We start from the raw sequence: 18163 nt of genomic DNA, 5'->3' as shown, positions 1-18163 counted from the left end.
TAGTTCTAAATCAAAATATTAACCGACTGTAGCGTAATACTTTCGATATTAAATTTTGATTTGACGGAATTATAGTATTTTAGTCGAAATTAACTGATCTCATGAGTGAATATGTACCTGCCTCGGATGTAGTTCCGAAAAAATCAACTTACCCCAAAAGCGTACCTTATATTATTGGTAACGAAGCTGCTGAACGGTTTAGCTTCTATGGGATGCGTTCAATACTGGTTACCTTTTTAGTTGTGCAGTTTTTTAACCCAACTGCAAACAAAGCACTATCTACAGTTGCTGATGCTAAAGCTAATCAGTTGTCGCACCTTTTTGTGACACTTGCTTACGCGTTACCTTTTGTTGGTGGCCTTGTAGCTGACTGGTTTACAGGAAAATACAAAATAATACTTTACATATCTATTGTGTATTGTTTAGGCCATCTCCTATTGTCAATGTTTGATAGTACATTAAATGGTTTTGAAATTGGGCTTCTATTAGTTGCTATTGGCGCAGGTGGCATTAAGTCATGTGTATCAGCCAATGTTGGCGACCAGTTTGATGTAACCAATCAGGATCTTTTATCAAAAGTTTACGGATGGTTTTATTTCAGCATAAATGCGGGTTCTGTACTGTCAACTTTAGCAATTCCTTATGTATATCAAAATTATGGTGCAAAATGGGCATTTGGCATACCTGGTATTTTAATGGGCTTAGCTACAATTATTTTTTTCTCGGGAAGAAAATTATATGTAAAAGTACCGCCTGCTGGCGTTAACAGGGATAATTTTGTTTTTATATCCATATACGCACTAAGAAACCTTAGTAAAAAGAAAGAAGGAGAATCCTGGCTGGATGTCGCCAAAGAAACTCATAACCCAGAGCGGGTTGATGGCGTAAAGGCTGTTTACCGTGTAATGGCGGTTTTCTTCTTTGCTCTTGCATTTTGGGCAGTATGGGATCAATGCCTATCTGAATGGGTTTTGCAGGCAGCAAGAATGAATCGCGATATCAATTTAGGTTTTTATCATTTTACAATCATTGCAGGTCAGGTATCAACCGTAAACGCTATTTTTCTTTTAATATTTATCCCGGTTTTCAATTATTGGATATATCCCTTTTTTGATAAAATTGGCCTTAAAACAACTCCATTAAGGCGTTTAGGTGTTGGCTTGGTTCTAACAGCATTATCTTTCGTAATTATAGCGCTTATACAGACAAAAATTGACCACGGAGGTACACCGTCTATATGGTGGCAGGTACTTGCTTACATAGTACTTTCAGCAGCGGAAGTTCTTGTTTCAATTACCGGTTTGGAATATGCTTACACTCATTCTCCAAAATCAATGAAGAGCACAATGACTGCTATTTGGTTGCTCGTGGTTTCTTTGGGCAACTTTATTACAGCGGGCGTAAACAGCTATATAGCTAATAAAGGTACCTATGCGCCGTATCTTGCCGGAGCAAATTATTACTGGTTTTTTGTGAGCTTTATTTTAGTTTTTGTTGTTGTATTTATGTTTGTTTCACCACGTTTAAAAGAACGTAACTACATAACTGACCCTTATGTTGATGACGTTGATCAAAATAAAATTATTGCTGATACAAATAATCTATAATCAACATAATTTGTAAAAAACAGGACAGCAAACCGCTTTGCTGTTTTTTTATTTTTTATACATGGTAAATTCACCTATTTTTGACGCTTTATCAAATTAGCCCAATATTTGAGTGCCTGATAGTTTAATAATAATACCAACCTACAATGAAAAGGAAAATATTGAACGGATGATCCGTAAAGTGTTTTCATTGCCTCATGATTTTCATTTATTGATCATAGATGACGGATCGCCTGACGGTACCCAGAATATTATAAGAGCTCTTCAACAGGATTATCCTGAAACGCTCTTTTTAGAAACCCGGGCTGGAAAACAAGGACTTGGCACTGCCTACATACATGGTTTTAAATGGGCCATAGAAAATCAGTACGATTATATCTTTGAGATGGATGCCGACTTCTCGCACAATCCCGATGATCTTTTAAGATTGCGGGAAGCTGCAGTAAGCGGTGCAGATGCTGTTATTGGCTCACGATATTGCAATGGCGTAAATGTGGTTAACTGGCCAATGAGCCGGGTGTTAATGAGCTATTTCGCCTCAGTTTATGTTCGTTTCATCACCGGCATTAAAATACAGGACTCTACCGCCGGGTTTATGTGTTACAAACGTAAGGTATTAGAAACCATTAAGCTTAACAAAATATCTTTTGTAGGTTATGCCTTTCAAATTGAAATGAAATATACAGCCATTAAGCACGGTTTTAAGGTAGTTGAAATTCCGATTATATTTACTGACCGTACAGCAGGAACGTCCAAAATGTCGACCGGAATATTTAAAGAGGCGTTTTGGGGTGTTATACAAATGAAAATAAATAGCATATTCCGCAAATATCCTGAAGGCGAATAATTTCGAAAGAATAGAGTTCAGCGGTTTGGGATTAGTTGCTACTTGTATTGATAAATACCGGCAATAATAATAGCTTTGATTTTCATAATACTGAATATATTTAACCAATCACTCGTCTCTAACCTCTAATCACTGAGAAGCAAATGAATGAGCATCTAGATCCCGAAAGTGAACGCCTCTCTCCTGCCGAACGTGATATTGAAAAAGTTTTACGTCCACAAGCATTTGAGGATTTTACCGGCCAGCATAAAATATTAGCCAACTTACGCATATTTGTACAAGCCGCCCGCCAGCGTGGCGAAGCGCTTGATCACGTTTTATTACACGGGCCACCCGGCTTAGGTAAAACTACCTTGTCGCACATTATTGCTAACGAAATGGGCGTAGGTATTAAAATAACTTCAGGGCCGGTATTGGATAAACCCGGTGACCTTGCCGGTCTATTAACTAATCTTGAAACAGGTGACATTTTATTCATAGATGAGATCCATCGTTTAAGTCCACTAGTTGAAGAATATTTATATTCTGCAATGGAGGATTTCAAGATAGATATTATGCTGGAGAGCGGCCCGAATGCCCGCTCAGTACAAATCTCACTTAACCCATTCACATTGGTAGGCGCTACAACACGTTCGGGATTATTAACTTCACCATTAAGGGCAAGGTTTGGTATTAATTCCAGACTCGAATACTACGACGCCAAGTTACTAACTACCATAGTATTGCGTTCATCATCTATATTAAAAACACCGATCAATGATGAAGGTGCTTACGAAATTGCCCGTCGGAGCCGGGGTACACCCCGTATTGCCAATGCGCTGCTTCGCCGTACACGTGATTTTGCCCAGATAAAAGGTGATGGTAAAATTGATACCGCCATTGCCCAATATGCGTTAAATGCTCTGAATGTTGATGAGCATGGGTTGGATGAAATGGACAATAAGATATTGCTAACCATCATTGATAAGTTTAAAGGTGGCCCGGTTGGTTTAAAAACTATAGCCACTGCTGTAGGTGAAGAAGAAGGCACTATTGAAGAAGTTTACGAACCATTTTTAATACAGGAAGGTTTTTTAATGCGTACATCGCGTGGCCGTGAGGCTACAGAGGCGGCTTATAAACATCTTGGCAAAATAAAACTCGGTGGTAATCCGTCACTATTTTAAGAAAAACCGATATAACTTATATGAGAAAGTTGAGAAACATTGTTGCTATAACTACCTTATTGGCATGCACTATATTTCATTCAAAAGCGCAAGGCTTGCGTTTAGCCGTAGCCGGCTTAAACCACAACCATGTTTATGGTATTTTAAGCAGATATAAAGATGGTACAGCCAACATAGTTGGCATAGTCGAACCTAATAAAGCTTTGTGGGTGAAATTCAGTAAGATATTCCATATACCGGATTCATTATTTTACACCGACCTTAAAACTATGGTGCTTAAAACCAAGCCGGACGCAGTTTTAGGATATAACGAAGCAGCAGGACATGTTAAAATTGTAGAAGTTTGCGCACCACTACATATCCCGGTAATGGTAGAAAAACCTTTGGCAGCTACGCTTGATCAGGCAAAAAGGATCAAGGAGTTAGCAAATCAATATCATATTCAGGTGCTAACTAATTATGAAACAACCTGGTACCCATCAAACTGGGATGTTTACAACACTGTAAATGCAGGAACAATAGGCTCGGTTAAAAGAATGGTAGCCCATGACGGTCACCAGGGGCCAAAGGAAATTGGGTGCAGTGCAGAGTTTTTAGCCTGGTTAACCGACCCCGTGCTAAATGGAGCAGGTGCTTTAAATGATTTCGGTTGCTATGGGGCCGATTTGATGACCTGGATGATGCACGGAAAAAGGCCTATTGCGGTTACAGCAATTACACGTCATTATAAACCGGCTGTTTATCCTAAGGTTGACGATGATGCTACAATTATAATTGAATATCCCGGTGCAACAGGCGAAATTGAAGGCTCATGGAACTGGCCGTTCTCTATTAAAGATTTCGAAGTTTTTGGCGAGACAGGCTATTTACATGCTTTGGATACCAGCCACATTGTGAGCCGTATGCGCGAAAAGATTATCGGATCAAAAAATGTTAAACCTTTGGCTGCGCCGATAAATGATCCGATTGTTTATTTAACAGCTGTTTTACGTAAACAGATTTCCGGAACGGATGACTTGTCGTCACTAAATTATAACATGGTAGTTATGGAAATTTTAGATGCAGCTAAGCGTTCGGCTGCAGAAGGCAAACGAATTGTATTGTTATAAAAAATTTGTTGAATTGTTTATAAATTAAGGTCTAACAACATTCAAATTATCTTAATTTCGCCATTGTTAAATAGTTATTAAATACAGCATCTACCATGTTTAAAAAGATTTTTTCAGTATTATCATTGGGTGTATTAGGCACTATCGGTGCTCAGGCACAATCAAGCACTGCGGCAATAATGGCCCGCAAACAAGTACCTGTAATTTGTTATCACCAAATACGCGACTGGCGCCCTACAGATTCTAAAACTTCAAAAGATTATATAATCCCGCCTGCAGCTTTCAGAGATCACATTAAAATGCTGGCTGATAGCGGTTATCACACCATTACTCCAGATCAGCTTTATAATTACCTGACTAAAGGAGCAGCGCTTCCAAGCAAACCAATCATGTTAACTTTTGATGATACTGATGGCGACCAATGGGACGTGGCAAGGCCAACATTAAAAAAATATGGTTTCAAAGGGGTTTTCTTTATCATGACCGTATCATTAGGCAAAAAACATTACATGAGCTCTGAGCAGGTTAAAACATTATCTGACGAAGGCAACGTAATTGGAGGCCACACTTGGAATCATAGCAATTTCAAGAAATTTGCTGGAAAAGACTGGGAAATTCAGTTGGATAAACCCGATGCTAAACTACAGCAGATTATAGGTAAGCCAATTACTTACTTTGCTTATCCGTTTGGTTTATGGAATGCCCAAAACCTGCCTGAATTACACAAACGCGGTATAAAATTAGCATTCCAATTAGCTGATAAACGCTATCCACAGGATCCGCTAATGACAGTTAGGAGAATTTTAGACAGTGGTTACTGGACAACAAAGACATTTAGCAACAACGTTAGGCATAGCTTTTAAATTATAACACCTAAAAAAAGAGCCGCTTTGAAAATTTAAAGCGGCTTTTTTTATTTATCGTGTACAGATACCCAAGTTACAGCATCTTGCAATTCACTTAGCGGAAAACCTTTTGATTTACCAGGAATCATAATCCGGAATGCATCGCTAAACCACTCCACTCCTTTTTGATCGCTTACAATAGCAATCCGGTTCCATTTTGTAAAATTTTTGAAACCGAGTTTTAAATCTTCCCACCAGGCAGCAATGCTGAAGTTTGAAACATCTGTTTCTAAAACTAACAGGTAATTTATTTCGCCCTGCTCTTTAACCAGTGCATCTATCCGCGGCAGTAATACTTTTTCGTAGTCATCTTTGGTTACATCACCAATGGCATGAATTCCTACAACATGCGCAGGCAGATCATTTATGAATTGAAGCATATTTTCTAATTTTTTGTTATCAATACAACAGGAATTTACAACATCTGTTTACTTTAAATAAATAAAATATCTATTCAGTTAATTGTCAAAAAGATATTTAAAGCCTCATTTATATTATCTTTGCTTAATGCAGCTTAAAAATCAGGCATATTCCGACTTAATAAAATCTGAGGCTAATAACCTTGGCTTTATGTTTTGCGGTATCGCCAAAGCTGAGTTTTTGGAGCAGGAAGCCCCCCGTTTAGAATCATGGTTAAAACAAGGCATGCACGGCGAAATGCAGTATATGGAAAACCATTTTGATAAACGGCTCGACCCTCGTTTGTTGGTTGATGGTGCTAAGTCGGTTATATCATTAGGCTTAAATTATTATACTGATAATCACCAGCAGGATCCTTTGGCACCAAAGATATCACGATATGCTTATGGTGCTGATTACCACCAGGTTATAAAAGATAAACTAAAGCAATTATTGCTTATTATTAACGAGAAAATTGGCGAGGTTGGCGGACGTGCATTTGTTGATTCGGCACCTGTACTTGATCGTGCCTGGGCAAAGAAATCTGGTATGGGATGGATCGGAAAAAATGGCAATTTGATTAATAAAAAATCAGGTTCATTTTTCTTTTTAGCTGAGCTGATCATCGACCTTGAATTGGAATATGATATTGAACCAACCGCAGATCATTGCGGTAGTTGCACCCGCTGCATTGATGCCTGCCCTACTGATGCTATTGTAGGCCCATATATTGTTGATGGCAGCCGGTGTATATCCTATCTTACTATTGAACTAAAAAATGAGATCCCTTCCGAATTTAAAGGTAAAATGGACAACTGGATGTTTGGTTGCGATATTTGCCAGGATGTTTGTCCATGGAATAAGTTTTCAGTTTTGCACAATGAACCCGCATTTACCCCTCACACAGAATTATTAGGTATGAAACAAGCAGATTGGGAGGATATTACCCACGAAACTTTTCAAAAAGTATTTAAAAACTCAGCCGTAAAACGAACCAAATTTGATGGTTTAAAGCGGAATATTGAGTTTTTGAAGGTCAGAGAATAAATTAGTGATTAGAGGATGGAGTTTAGCGATTAGTTTACAAGATTTTAAAATTAATCGCTAAACTCAAACCTCCGTTCTCTATAAACCTTTCTTAAATTTATCAGCCAGTAACTTCAACATATCCTCGTTTACAGGCTTAGCAGGCTCTTCCTTCTTTTTAAAAGGCTTGTTCTCAAAACGAGGATTGTTATTTTTCTGAAAATCAGGTTTTTTAAACTCTTTGGGAGCAGCCTGTTCTATGGCTTTTTGCTCAACTGATTTTGGTTGAGCAGGTTTTGCCTGGCGCTCAGCTACTTTCTTGGCGTTAAAACGATTATAGATCTCTTCCAGCTTACGCTTGGTGTATAACGGAAAATCACCTTGCATCATCCAGGAATAATAACTTGGTTCAACAGCAAAAACATCTTCTACTTTTTTACCCTTATGCTTACCAAAGTTGATCAACTCTTCACCTTGTTCATTGTAAACAATTCTGCCAGCAAAATCAACCGGTTTATTTAGGTTGGTAAATTTATGTAACGCTTCAACATCATTTACAACTGGAATGCTTTTATTACCTTGCTTATCTTCCCATTCCTGGTTCTCGTATTTTTCTATCTGCGCAAGCAAAACTTCCATCGTAGCACGTGTATCAGCCTCAGCAGAGTGCGCGTTGATGATATCGTTACCACAGTAAAATTTGTAAGCTGCCTTCAATGTACGCTGCTCCATTTGGTGAAATATGTTTTGCACATCCACAAAATGGCGGTTATCCAGATCGAACACTACGCCCGCACGTAAAAACTCCTCCATTAACATCGGAATATCAAACTTATTCGAATTAAAACCTGCCAGATCGCTGGTATGAATAAATTCAGCTATTTCCTGGGCTAATTCTTTAAATGTTTTTTCATCCTTTATATGCTCATCGTAAATGCCATGTATTAATGATGATTCCAGCGGAATTGGCATTTGAGGATGCACACGCCATGTTTTTACTTCTTCGTGGCCTTCGGGATGAAGTTTTATAACGGATATTTCAACAATCCTGTCGGAGCCTATATTAGTGCCGGTTGCTTCAAGATCAAAAAAAGCTAACGGTCTTTTTAAATTCAGTTTCATTATATGCTTATCAGTTTGCAAAGGTGCAAAAGTATCACAAACATTACGGCACAATTATTTTAAATCTTTTAAAATAATTCTTATTTTTCAATCGCCTAATAATTTTGCCAAATGAAAAAAACCTTATTATTATTAATATTTACTTTAATTACAGCGGTTTCCAAAGCACAGGATTTTACTTACGGTACTTTCAAGCAGGAGGACATAAATATGAAGAGTTATGCACTTGACACTTCTGCGCATGCAGTAGTCTTAAATGAATATGGTAATTCTTTGATTAATGAAACTAATGATGAATATATAAAACTTATTTACACCTATCACATAAAGATCAAAATATTTGATAATAGCGGTTACGGTGAAGGGAAGGTTGAAATTCCCATTTACAACAATGACGATGATACCGAAGATGTAGAAAACATTAAAGGAATAACAACTTATACTGATGATAATGGGCTAATAAAAACTGTTGAGCTTGACCCCAAAAAGGTTTATAGATCAATAGATAACAAACATTGGAGCATACTCAAGTTTGTTATGCCGGGTATAAAAAACGGCTGTATTATTGAATATAGTTATACTATATACTCGCGTTTTTTTGAAAACTTTCATTCATGGTATTTTCAGTCGGATATACCCAAGATACACTCTGAATATGAGGTTCATATCCCAGGTTTCTGGAATTATAATGCAGCATTGACCGGCCCATTAAGGTTAACTACAAATAAAGCAGAGGTGGAAAAAGATTGCTTTTCGTCGGGTGGCGCAAAATGTGATTGTTCACATATTATATATGCCATTGATAATGTGCCTGCATTTATTGAAGAAGCTGATATGACTTCGGCCAAAAACTTTAAATCAGCAATTAATTTTGAATTGTCAGAATTCCAAAATCCATATGATGGCATCAAACACTCAATGGCAAAAGAATGGAAAGATGTTGATTACACGCTTATACATGATGATGATTTTGGTGGGCAACTTAAACGGACATCTTTATTAAAAGAGCGGATAACACCAATTATTGCCGGTGAAACTGATGATTTGAAAAAGGCGAAGATCATTTATCAATATATTCAAAAAAACATGAAATGGAATGATTTTAATGCAATTGAAAGTGAAGGTGGGATAAAAAAAGCGCTTGATAACCATACAGGTAATATTGCAGATATAAATATTTCTTTAACTACAGCTTTAACCGCCGCGGGCTTGGATGCTCAGCCTGTTTTACTTTCAACCCGAGACAATGGTGCAATTAACAAACTTTATCCAATGATAACCGGGTTTAATTACACTATTACAAAAGTAACTATCGGTGATAAAAGTTATTTTTTGGATGCTAGCGATCCTTTATTGCCTTTTGGAATGCTACCTCTTAAATGTATTAATGATCAGGGACGTGTTATGAACATTGATAAGCCTTCTTACTGGGTTGATATGACTACGCCGCAAAAAAGGAATAGCACATATCAGTTTAATCTTACGCTACAGCCAGATGGTAAAATAAAAGGTACTATGATACATTACTCAATGGGGTACGAAGCTTATCTGAAAAGAAAGGAAATCAAGAAATTTAATAGTGTAGATGAATACGTTGAGGATATGGACACAAAATCGTTAAAGTTCAAAATTTTAAAATCAGATATAGTTGGTATTGACAGCCTTGATGGGCCAATAGCTGAAACTTATGAAATAGAAATACAAGCTTATAAAAATACGGATCATGACCACTTAACATTTGATCCCTTCATTATAAACCGATTAGTTACTAACCCTTACAAACTTGTTGACCGTAACTATCCTGTAGATATTGGTATGCCATCAACAGATCGTTATACTTTAACTTTGCATTTGCCGGATGGATATGTAATTGACAATGCGCCGCAAACCAAAAATATAAAACTGCCAAATTCAGGCGGAAACTTTATTACAGATTATCACGCAGATGATACCGGCACTAGTTTTACATTTTCAAATGTGATACAGTTTAATAAGTCAATATACCAATCAGTTGAATACCCTTATTTGAAAGAATTTTTTAACGAAGTTATTTTATCAGAAAAAGGCGAGTTAACTTTCAAAAAGAAATCATGAGGATAAGCCTGATATCAGTTCTACTTTTAACGATTTTTTGTAAAGGCAATGCGCAACAACCCTATGATGCAAGCTTGATTCCTAAGGAATTAATACCATATGCTAATGCTGTTATACGCAACCAGCAGGTAAATATTGATGTAAAGGATTTGGATAACACAATCTATCACTTTAAGCAAGTCATCACCATTTTAAATAAAAACGGTGATGATAAAGCCGAAGTCGTGATATCTCATGATAAAAACAATATCATAAAGTACATTAAAGGTTCTGTTTATAACTCGTTTGGTTTACAAGTGGGCAAATTTTCTGAAAGTGATTTTGAAGACGTAAGTAATAATGATGGATTTTCACTTTTTGATGATCTTAAGATCAAACATTATCGTCCGGCTGTTACCGATTATCCTTATACTGTTGAGTATGAATACGAAGAGCGTGTTAAACAAAGCCTGGATTTTGATGACTGGACGCCCAACCCCTGGCTTGGCACAGCAGTAGAACATAGTGAATTCACATTTATTTGTAAATCTGATTTTAAAATCAGGTATAAGGAAATTAATTTACTCAATGCAGCTAATATCAGTACAAATAAAGATGGATTAAAGACTTATAGTTGGGAGGTGTCAAACATTAAAGCTATGCGAAAAGAACCGTATAGTTCAAATCCTGAAAAATTTTTAAGTGCTGTGAAAATATCGCCTGAAAAGTTTAAATATTATGGAATTCAAGGTAGCTATGCAGATTGGAAGGGATTGGGCAAATGGATATATGATAACCTTGTTTCCGACAGGCAACAATTACCGCCTGCAACAATTCAACATGTTAAAGATATTATCGCAGGTATTCCAGACGTCAAATTAAAGGCGAAAAAGATATATGAGTTTATGCAGTCTAAAACACACTATGTAAGTGTACAGGTGGGCATTGGCGGATTACAACCGTTTTTGGCAAGGGATGTTGATCAACTAAACTATGGCGACTGCAAAGCTCTTGTAAATTATACACAGGCTTTATTAAAAGCAGCAGATATAAATTCGTGGTATTGTGTTGTAACAGGCGACCCTTATCATAAAACTTCTATGTTAAGTGATTTTGCCAGTGTTGACCAGGGTAATCATATCATTTTGTGTATTCCATTCAAAAATGATACAACATGGATGGATTGTACAAGCGAAACTATCCCGTTTGGTTATTTGGGTAGTTTTACCGATGACAGGACGGTTTTAGCCTGTACCCCAAACGGTGGAATTTTATTGCGCACTCCAAAATATGCTGCAGAAACGAATCTTTCACATCGTGAAGCAAATTTTAGTTTAAACAATGATGGTGAATTATCGGGTAACATGATTACAAATTTCAAAGGTATTCAATACGATGCAATGGAAAATGTAATAGCCGATTCTTATAGTGAACAGTTAAAGGACATGCAAAAAATTTATCCTATCAATAATATGGCGATAAAAAAACTTGTTTTTAACCAGGATAAAAGTCTGAATCCGGTGACAACTGAAACTATAGATCTTAAAGCGAGTGAATACGCATCAATAGGAAACAATAAGATCAGTTTTTTAATTAATTCGGTAAACCGTGTTGAAGAGGCTCCAAAAGAAGTGAGGAACCGCTTAACAGATGTATACATCAATGAGGGTTACACTGAAGAGGACGAAATTACTTATGTAGTTCCGGAAGGTTATCACTTGGAATCAACCCCATTGAAAGAAACAAGACAATCCAAATTTGGAAGCTTTAGTGCTGAATGCACAATGACAGGTAATCAGTTAATTTATAAACGCAGATTACAAGTTATTGATGGCACTTATCCAAAAGACACTTACCAGGATTTTGTTGACTTTTACCAAACTGTTGTTGATGCAGATGATTATAGCGTTGTTTTAGTAAAAAACACCATTAACTAAATACAACTATACCCAGTATAATGCCGACAATCATAATTACATAAAGTAATATCTCGGTACTGGCGAAGCGTTTGTATTTTGTCCAGAATGAATAATCATTTTTGGGCTTTTCCATACGGGTAAATATACAATAATTATCGCACTTGTGCGGTGGTTAAAGTATCGGCTACCGATCCGCAACGTGAAAAATATTTATACATGCTACCATGCAGCGGAACGATCATCACGCCCTTTGTTGAACTGGCGTGAACAATATATCCGTTTTGGAGATAAACGCCTACATGGCTGAACTGTCTGCCATCAAAATCAAAAAAAACAAGATCACCCTCTTTCAGATCATTTTCGTATTCGCGTTTTATGACAGTAACTTGTTGACTGGTCATCCTAGGTAATGTAATGCCGTAAACTTGTAATTCCAACATTTGTACCAAGCCGGAACAATCTACTCCATCCTTATCTTCGCCTCCAAATTTGTAGGGCGTACCGTACCATTGATCTATAAATGCGTATAAGCGCCCATTCTGTATATCACTTTTATGAACACCCATCATTTGCGAATATTTATCGGCAATGCTTGCCTGTGGCTGTACTATTTCTCCGGGTTCGCCCTTCATAACAACCTTTCGCGAGTGGCAGGAAGAAAAAATGATCAGCACAAAAAATAAATACCTTGTACCGCGGATAAATTTCATACATAAAGATAAAGCAGCTAATAATACTAAAAACGCAAATGTTTTTAACATATCAACATTAGGAAATTCTAAAATCGTAAATCCAACTATCCTTTTATTACCCGCTGTATCTCGTCCAGCTTCATCAAGGCCTCAACAGGTGTTAAGGTATTTACATCAAGATTATTTAACGTATCTCGTATTTTCACCAATACGGGATCATCGATACTAAACATTTGCATTTGCACAGCTTGCTTTTGCACCTTACGGATGCTTTCCTTGATGTGCTCGCCGCCGGTACGTTCGTTTTCGAGTTTCTTTAATATCTCGTTTGCGCGGCTCAATACCTTTTGTGGCATACCGGCTAATTTGGCAACATGGATACCAAAACTATGCTCGCTGCCACCAGGAACCAATTTACGCAGGAAGATGATCTGGTGACCTACCTCTTTAACTGAAACGTTAAAATTTTTAATGCGATTAAAGGAATTGCTTAGTTCATTTAACTCATGGTAATGCGTAGCGAATAAAGTTTTTGCCTTTGCTATTGGATGATTATGCAAATATTCTGCAATAGCCCAGGCTATCGAAATACCATCGTAAGTTGACGTGCCACGCCCTATCTCATCCAATAAGATCAAACTTCTGTCGGATATATTATTGAGGATGCTGGCGGTTTCGTTCATTTCCACCATAAAGGTCGATTCGCCAGATGACAGGTTATCTGACGCCCCTACACGTGTAAATATCTTATCCACCAAACCAATAGAAGCTGATTTTGCGGGCACAAAGCAACCCATTTGCGCCATTAGCACGATCAACCCGGTTTGTCGTAATAGCGCCGATTTACCCGCCATGTTTGGCCCGGTGATGATGATGATCTGCTGCGAATCAGAATCTAAATAAACATCGTTTGTGATGTAGGTATCACCTAAGGGCAAGTTCTTTTCTATAACCGGGTGGCGGCCACCTTTAATATCGATCAGTTTACTTTCGTTGATCTCCGGTTTAACGTAATAATTTTTAATGGATATAGTAGCGAAGTTCAACAGCACATCCAAACGGGCTATCAATTGTGCGTTTAATTGGATCGGCTTAATATATTCAGCCAGTGAATACAGAAGTTCGTTATATAGCTTGGTTTCAAGCGCGAGTATCTTTTCCTCGGCACCTAAAATTTGCTCTTCGTACTCCTTAAGTTCTGGGGTAATATAGCGTTCGGCGTTTACCAGCGTTTGCTTGCGGATCCAATCTGTTGGAACCTTATCGCGATGGCTATGGGTAACTTCAAGATAATATCCAAACACATTATTAAAAGATACTTTTAAGGATGGAATGCCCGTAGCTTCTGCTTCACGCTTTTGGATTTCCAGCAAATAACCTTTTCCACCGAATGCAATTTTACGCAGGCGGTCAAGTTCCTCGTTAATGCCCTCATTCATTACACCACCCTTTACAATCATTACCGGTGGCTCAGGGTGTAGTTCCTGTTCAATTTTTCCACTGATGGAAGCACAAGGGTTCAATTGCTCACCAATAGCTTTCAACGGAAGACTGATAGAATGCTCGCACAAACTTTTAATCCCCTCAATTGCTTTCAATGCCTTCTTAAGCTGACAAACCTCGCGCGGATTAGCTTTTTGCAGCCCGATCTTTGAGATTAAACGCTCCAGGTCACCGATCTGACGGATGTATTGCTGCAGATTATCACGCAGTTCTTCTTCAGCTATCAAATATTCAACTACGCCCAGCCTGTCCTTTATTGGTTTTATCTCTTTTAAAGGCATCACTATCCAACGACGCAGCATCCTCGCTCCCATTGGCGAGCAGGTATGATCAAGCACATCAACCAAAGTCAAAGCATTTTCATTGGATGAACCAACCAGCTCCAGGTTACGGATACTGAAGCGGTCTATCCATAAATACCTGTCTTCTTCTATTCTTGATATCGCCGAGATATGCTGAAGGTTCCTATGCTCGGTCTCATTTAAATAATGCAGTGCCACACCTGCAGCCAAAATACCCAATGCCAGTTTATCTATCCCAAAGCCTTTTAAGGACTTTACGCCGAAATGTTTTAAAAGCGTTTCAGTAGCATAATCGCCGCTGTAGGGCCAGTCGTCGAGTGTATAAGTATAAAAACGAATGCCAAAAGTATCTTTAAAATCGGCATTACGGCTTTTGGGGTAGATCACCTCACTTGGCGAATAAGCTTGCAATAATTTATCAATATAATCGCTGTTACCCTGAGCAGTTAAAAACTCACCGGTCGAAATATCAATTAGGGCAATCCCTATACTGTTTTTTTCAAAATACAAGGATGCCAGGTAATTATTGCTTTTTTGCTGAAGGATATTATCACTTATGGCAACTCCTGGGGTTACCAATTCCGTTACGCCACGCTTAACAATGGTCTTGGTAGTTTTGGGATCTTCAAGCTGGTCGCAAATAGCAACACGCTGCCCTGCCCTTACCAATTTTGGCAAATAGGTATCTAAGGAATGGTGGGGGAAACCGGCAAGCTCGATATGTGTAGCCGCGCCATTGGCACGGCGGGTAAGCGTAATGCCTAAAATACCGGCTGCCTTAATAGCATCCTGCCCAAATGTTTCATAAAAATCACCCACACGAAATAGCAGCAAAGCACCAGGGTACTTCGCCTTTATTACGTTATATTGCTGCATTAAGGGGGTTTCCTTAGTAGCTTCTTTTGCCAAACGGTTTACTCCTATTTATAGGTTGGTAAAGTTAATGCATTGGGTGGTGTTTAAGCTGATTGTTGAAAAGTTAGAGAATTGTGGATTACCCGCCAACAATTAGCCCAATTTATTGTAATTAAATAAAAACATTATCATGAAAAGATCAATCATTGTTATATTAATTTGTTCAGTATTATCAATTACAGCTTGTAAAGGCAATCCAAGTACCCAATCTGGTGACTCAACAGGTACAGGCGCCGGCGGTGCCAGGGTACCAGGTAACATGTCTGCAGATACCACCAAGCATGACTCGACAATTAGTTCATCTAAAGCTATGAATACAGATTCTGCAAAGAGTAAATAATAATTGGCACAAAATATGTTATCGTTTTAGTTAAAAAAACTCAACTATCATGAAAGCATTAAATTTAATTATGATCGCAGCAGGTTCTGCATTAATGATGCAGGCCTGCCACAATGGTACTAACACCTCAACCACCATCGACACAACAACCACTACAACTGCTGACGCCACTAAAACTGATACCGGCAAAATGATAGCAGCTGCGGATAGTGCAGATGTTAACTTCGCCACCAAAGCAGCACAAGGTGGAATGACCGAAATTGCGTTAAGTAAACTCGAATTGCAGTCATCCAACAATAAAATAAAAGATTTTGCCAACATGATGGTCACTGATCATACTGATGCTGGCAATAAACTTACTGCAATTGCAAAAGCAAAAAATATTATGCTCCCAACTTTGCCTGATACAACACAACAGGCTGTAATAACTGATCTTTCAAAAAAATCAGGCACAGCGTTGAACAAAGCCTATGTAGCCCAGATGGTTGCAGATCATCAAAAAACTATCGCCATGTTCGAGGCTGCACAAAGTGCCGTTAAGGATACTACTTTAAAGACATTTATTACTAACACATTACCTACCCTGCATAAACATATGGATGCAATTAATGCTATTAAAAGCAGTATGTAACTGGTTGATAAATAGCTAAAAATAATCAGGTCAGGTATAGTCTTGAACAATAACTATTTCCGTTAACATAAAGTAAACATTATGAAAAAGTTAAAAATAATAGCCGCAGCGCTGATAGTAACCTGTGCCTGTGAGCACACTGTTGCAAATACAGGTTCATCAAGTCAATTTAATTTTAGTGAAGCGAATATTTTAAAAGATACAGTACCCAGAATTGGCACTAAATCGCCAACTGGTACACCAATGCCAACTATGCCAACTACAACAACGCCAATGCCGGCACCTACCCCGGTACCAAGTCCAACACCAACGCCAACAGTGCCGCCTACAACAACACCTGTAACACCTACACCCAACCCAACCTCAACACCTATCCCGGTTCCGTCATCTAACAACCCACCGGATTAATTTAACAATATTGTAAAGGCTGACAGATAATATCTGTCAGCCTTTTATGTAACAAAATGTATCATTAATAGTCTACCTTGTAAAACCTAAAAAAAACAATTATGGATGCAGCATTAATTACAACCAGCACAAGTTTAGAGGGTTATAAAATTGTTAAACACTTAGGCGTAGTACGCGGCATAACGGTACGCAGCCGCAGTGCCTTGGGTAACATCGCTGGTGGGTTTCAATCTTTATTCGGCGGCAGGCTTTCAATTTATGTTGAGCTTTGCGAAAACTCGCGCGAAGAAGCTTTTCAACTCCTGGCACAGCATGCGCAAACCCTGGGTGCCAATGCAATCATCAACATGCGTTATGATGCCAACGAAATAATGCAGGGCATTACCGAAGTATTAGCCTACGGAACCGCGGTAGTGGTTGAGAAAGTTTAAGCTTATTTAAAATATGAAAGGGGTATCACTTTCCACATACCGTGGGCAAGGTGGCCTATGAGCAATTCATAAAGTAAATATACAGGCCAAAATATATAAGTGATCAAGAGTATGATTAAGTTGTGATTATAATACCAGCTTACCATTAAGGAATATAACCCTAAAATAAAGTATATTATACTTGAATCTCTTTTTCCCATTTTATCTGGTTATTAGTTTTTTGTTAAACCTATTTTTAAATCTAATAATTTTAAAGCTAACATCAAAATTAACATACGTGTTTAACCATCAATTATATCTTTTATAACTATTATTTGTTGTAAAATCATTTCAAACACGGTTTAGCATGTTTTACACCTAAAAAATGTTAATTACCTATGATTTGTTAATAATTTTTAGGTTAAACAGTATTCAACTTAAATACAATAAGCTATGTTTGTTAAAACAAACGCCTCCTGTGTGGAGTTAATTTCAAAAAACAATTTAAACTAATTATGGCAACACCAACAAGCGGCGGTATTACCGCCTATTCTGTGAAAACAAAAACCAAAAATGTTCCAATGATCGATCCTGTTATTGATGTAAAATCTGGCAGGTACATTGCAACAGGTAAAGACAGCGCAGGTAACAAAATGGCTGCAATTATGAGCAAAGCTACAGCAGAAGGACATATCAGTGCCGGCAACGCAACAAAAGGTTCTGGTTGGTAAGTAGTATTGTTCTTTATCAAATAAAAATATCATTGCGATCTTGACTGATTACAATGAT

At 37.8% G+C, this 18163-nt stretch carries 18 protein-coding genes; 13 read left to right on the top strand and 5 right to left on the bottom strand.

Features of this window, described 5'->3' with window-relative positions:
• The first annotated feature begins 101 nt into the window (after nt 1-101).
• The 5 genes from ACYZ0U_RS10570 (at nt 102) to ACYZ0U_RS10550 (ending at nt 5592) form a co-directional block, all read left to right on the top strand.
• Nucleotides 102-1607 carry a POT family MFS transporter gene (locus tag ACYZ0U_RS10570; RefSeq protein ID WP_461452056.1) on the top strand — a complete coding sequence of 502 codons (1506 nt, stop codon included), beginning with the start codon at nt 102-104 and terminating at the stop codon, nt 1605-1607.
• Between the two features lie 112 nt (nt 1608-1719).
• On the top strand, nt 1720-2454 hold the full coding sequence (locus ACYZ0U_RS10565) for a polyprenol monophosphomannose synthase (protein WP_461452055.1): 735 nt from the start codon (nt 1720-1722) through the stop codon (nt 2452-2454).
• Between the two features lie 143 nt (nt 2455-2597).
• Nucleotides 2598-3620, top strand: coding sequence for a Holliday junction branch migration DNA helicase RuvB (ruvB, locus tag ACYZ0U_RS10560; protein ID WP_461452054.1), 1023 nt, complete (start codon nt 2598-2600; stop codon nt 3618-3620).
• 20 nt (nt 3621-3640) lie between these two features.
• On the top strand, nt 3641-4729 hold the full coding sequence (locus ACYZ0U_RS10555; protein WP_461452053.1) for a Gfo/Idh/MocA family protein: 1089 nt from the start codon (nt 3641-3643) through the stop codon (nt 4727-4729).
• 95 nt (nt 4730-4824) lie between these two features.
• Nucleotides 4825-5592, top strand: coding sequence for a polysaccharide deacetylase family protein (locus tag ACYZ0U_RS10550; protein WP_461452052.1), 768 nt, complete (start codon nt 4825-4827; stop codon nt 5590-5592).
• A 50-nt stretch (nt 5593-5642) separates the two neighbouring features.
• On the opposite strand, the gene ACYZ0U_RS10545 is transcribed toward ACYZ0U_RS10550, so the two are convergent.
• The gene (locus tag ACYZ0U_RS10545) at nt 5643-6014 is read right to left on the bottom strand and encodes a SpoIIAA family protein (protein WP_461452051.1); all 372 of its coding nucleotides are present in this window, start codon (nt 6012-6014) and stop codon (nt 5643-5645) included.
• A 127-nt stretch (nt 6015-6141) separates the two neighbouring features.
• On the opposite strand from ACYZ0U_RS10545, the gene queG reads away from it, so the two are divergent.
• Nucleotides 6142-7080, top strand: a complete 939-nt coding sequence (gene queG / locus ACYZ0U_RS10540) for a tRNA epoxyqueuosine(34) reductase QueG (protein WP_461452050.1) — start codon at nt 6142-6144, stop codon at nt 7078-7080.
• Between the two features lie 78 nt (nt 7081-7158).
• Here the strand turns inward: queG and ACYZ0U_RS10535 are convergent, their stop codons facing one another.
• Nucleotides 7159-8181, bottom strand: coding sequence for an exonuclease domain-containing protein (locus ACYZ0U_RS10535; RefSeq protein WP_461452049.1), 1023 nt, complete (start codon nt 8179-8181; stop codon nt 7159-7161).
• Between the two features lie 111 nt (nt 8182-8292).
• Here ACYZ0U_RS10535 and ACYZ0U_RS10530 point away from each other — a divergent pair, with 111 nt between their 5' ends.
• Complete coding sequence (locus tag ACYZ0U_RS10530) at nt 8293-10275, top strand: DUF3857 domain-containing protein (protein ID WP_461452048.1); 1983 nt, start codon at nt 8293-8295, stop codon at nt 10273-10275.
• Nucleotides 10272-12191, top strand: a complete 1920-nt coding sequence (locus ACYZ0U_RS10525; protein ID WP_461452047.1) for a DUF3857 domain-containing protein — start codon at nt 10272-10274, stop codon at nt 12189-12191. Before ACYZ0U_RS10530 ends, ACYZ0U_RS10525 begins: the two co-directional genes overlap by 4 nt.
• On the opposite strand, the gene ACYZ0U_RS10520 is transcribed toward ACYZ0U_RS10525, so the two are convergent.
• The 3 genes from ACYZ0U_RS10520 to mutS all read right to left on the bottom strand — a co-directional run bounded on the left by ACYZ0U_RS10520 (nt 12184) and on the right by mutS (nt 15579).
• A complete protein-coding gene (locus tag ACYZ0U_RS10520; protein WP_461452046.1) occupies nt 12184-12306 on the bottom strand; it encodes a hypothetical protein in 123 nt (40 codons plus the stop codon). The genes ACYZ0U_RS10525 and ACYZ0U_RS10520 overlap by 8 nt on opposite strands.
• Nucleotides 12307-12325: 19 nt before the next feature.
• Nucleotides 12326-12883: a C40 family peptidase gene (locus tag ACYZ0U_RS10515; protein WP_461452045.1), complete on the bottom strand. Its 558-nt coding sequence runs from the start codon at nt 12881-12883 to the stop codon at nt 12326-12328.
• 86 nt (nt 12884-12969) lie between these two features.
• Nucleotides 12970-15579 (bottom strand): DNA mismatch repair protein MutS, encoded by a 2610-nt coding sequence (mutS, locus tag ACYZ0U_RS10510; RefSeq protein WP_461452044.1) that lies wholly within the window; start codon nt 15577-15579, stop codon nt 12970-12972.
• Nucleotides 15580-15715: 136 nt separating this feature from the next.
• Between mutS and ACYZ0U_RS10505 the strand changes: the two genes are divergently transcribed.
• The 5 genes from ACYZ0U_RS10505 to ACYZ0U_RS10485 all read left to right on the top strand — a co-directional run bounded on the left by ACYZ0U_RS10505 (nt 15716) and on the right by ACYZ0U_RS10485 (nt 18105).
• Nucleotides 15716-15925, top strand: coding sequence for a hypothetical protein (locus ACYZ0U_RS10505; protein WP_461452043.1), 210 nt, complete (start codon nt 15716-15718; stop codon nt 15923-15925).
• A gap of 49 nt (nt 15926-15974) precedes the next feature.
• On the top strand, nt 15975-16556 hold the full coding sequence (locus ACYZ0U_RS10500; RefSeq protein WP_461452042.1) for a DUF4142 domain-containing protein: 582 nt from the start codon (nt 15975-15977) through the stop codon (nt 16554-16556).
• Between the two features lie 81 nt (nt 16557-16637).
• Nucleotides 16638-16964 carry a hypothetical protein gene (locus ACYZ0U_RS10495; RefSeq protein ID WP_461452041.1) on the top strand — a complete coding sequence of 109 codons (327 nt, stop codon included), beginning with the start codon at nt 16638-16640 and terminating at the stop codon, nt 16962-16964.
• A 101-nt stretch (nt 16965-17065) separates the two neighbouring features.
• A complete protein-coding gene (locus ACYZ0U_RS10490; protein ID WP_461452040.1) occupies nt 17066-17395 on the top strand; it encodes a YbjQ family protein in 330 nt (109 codons plus the stop codon).
• A 494-nt stretch (nt 17396-17889) separates the two neighbouring features.
• Nucleotides 17890-18105, top strand: coding sequence for a hypothetical protein (locus ACYZ0U_RS10485; protein ID WP_461452039.1), 216 nt, complete (start codon nt 17890-17892; stop codon nt 18103-18105).
• The last annotated feature ends 58 nt before the right edge of the window (nt 18106-18163 follow it).

This window comes from Mucilaginibacter sp. (assembly GCF_965225845.1).
Lineage (GTDB): Bacteria > Bacteroidota > Bacteroidia > Sphingobacteriales > Sphingobacteriaceae > Mucilaginibacter.
This window is presented reverse-complemented; position numbering and strand designations above follow the sequence as displayed.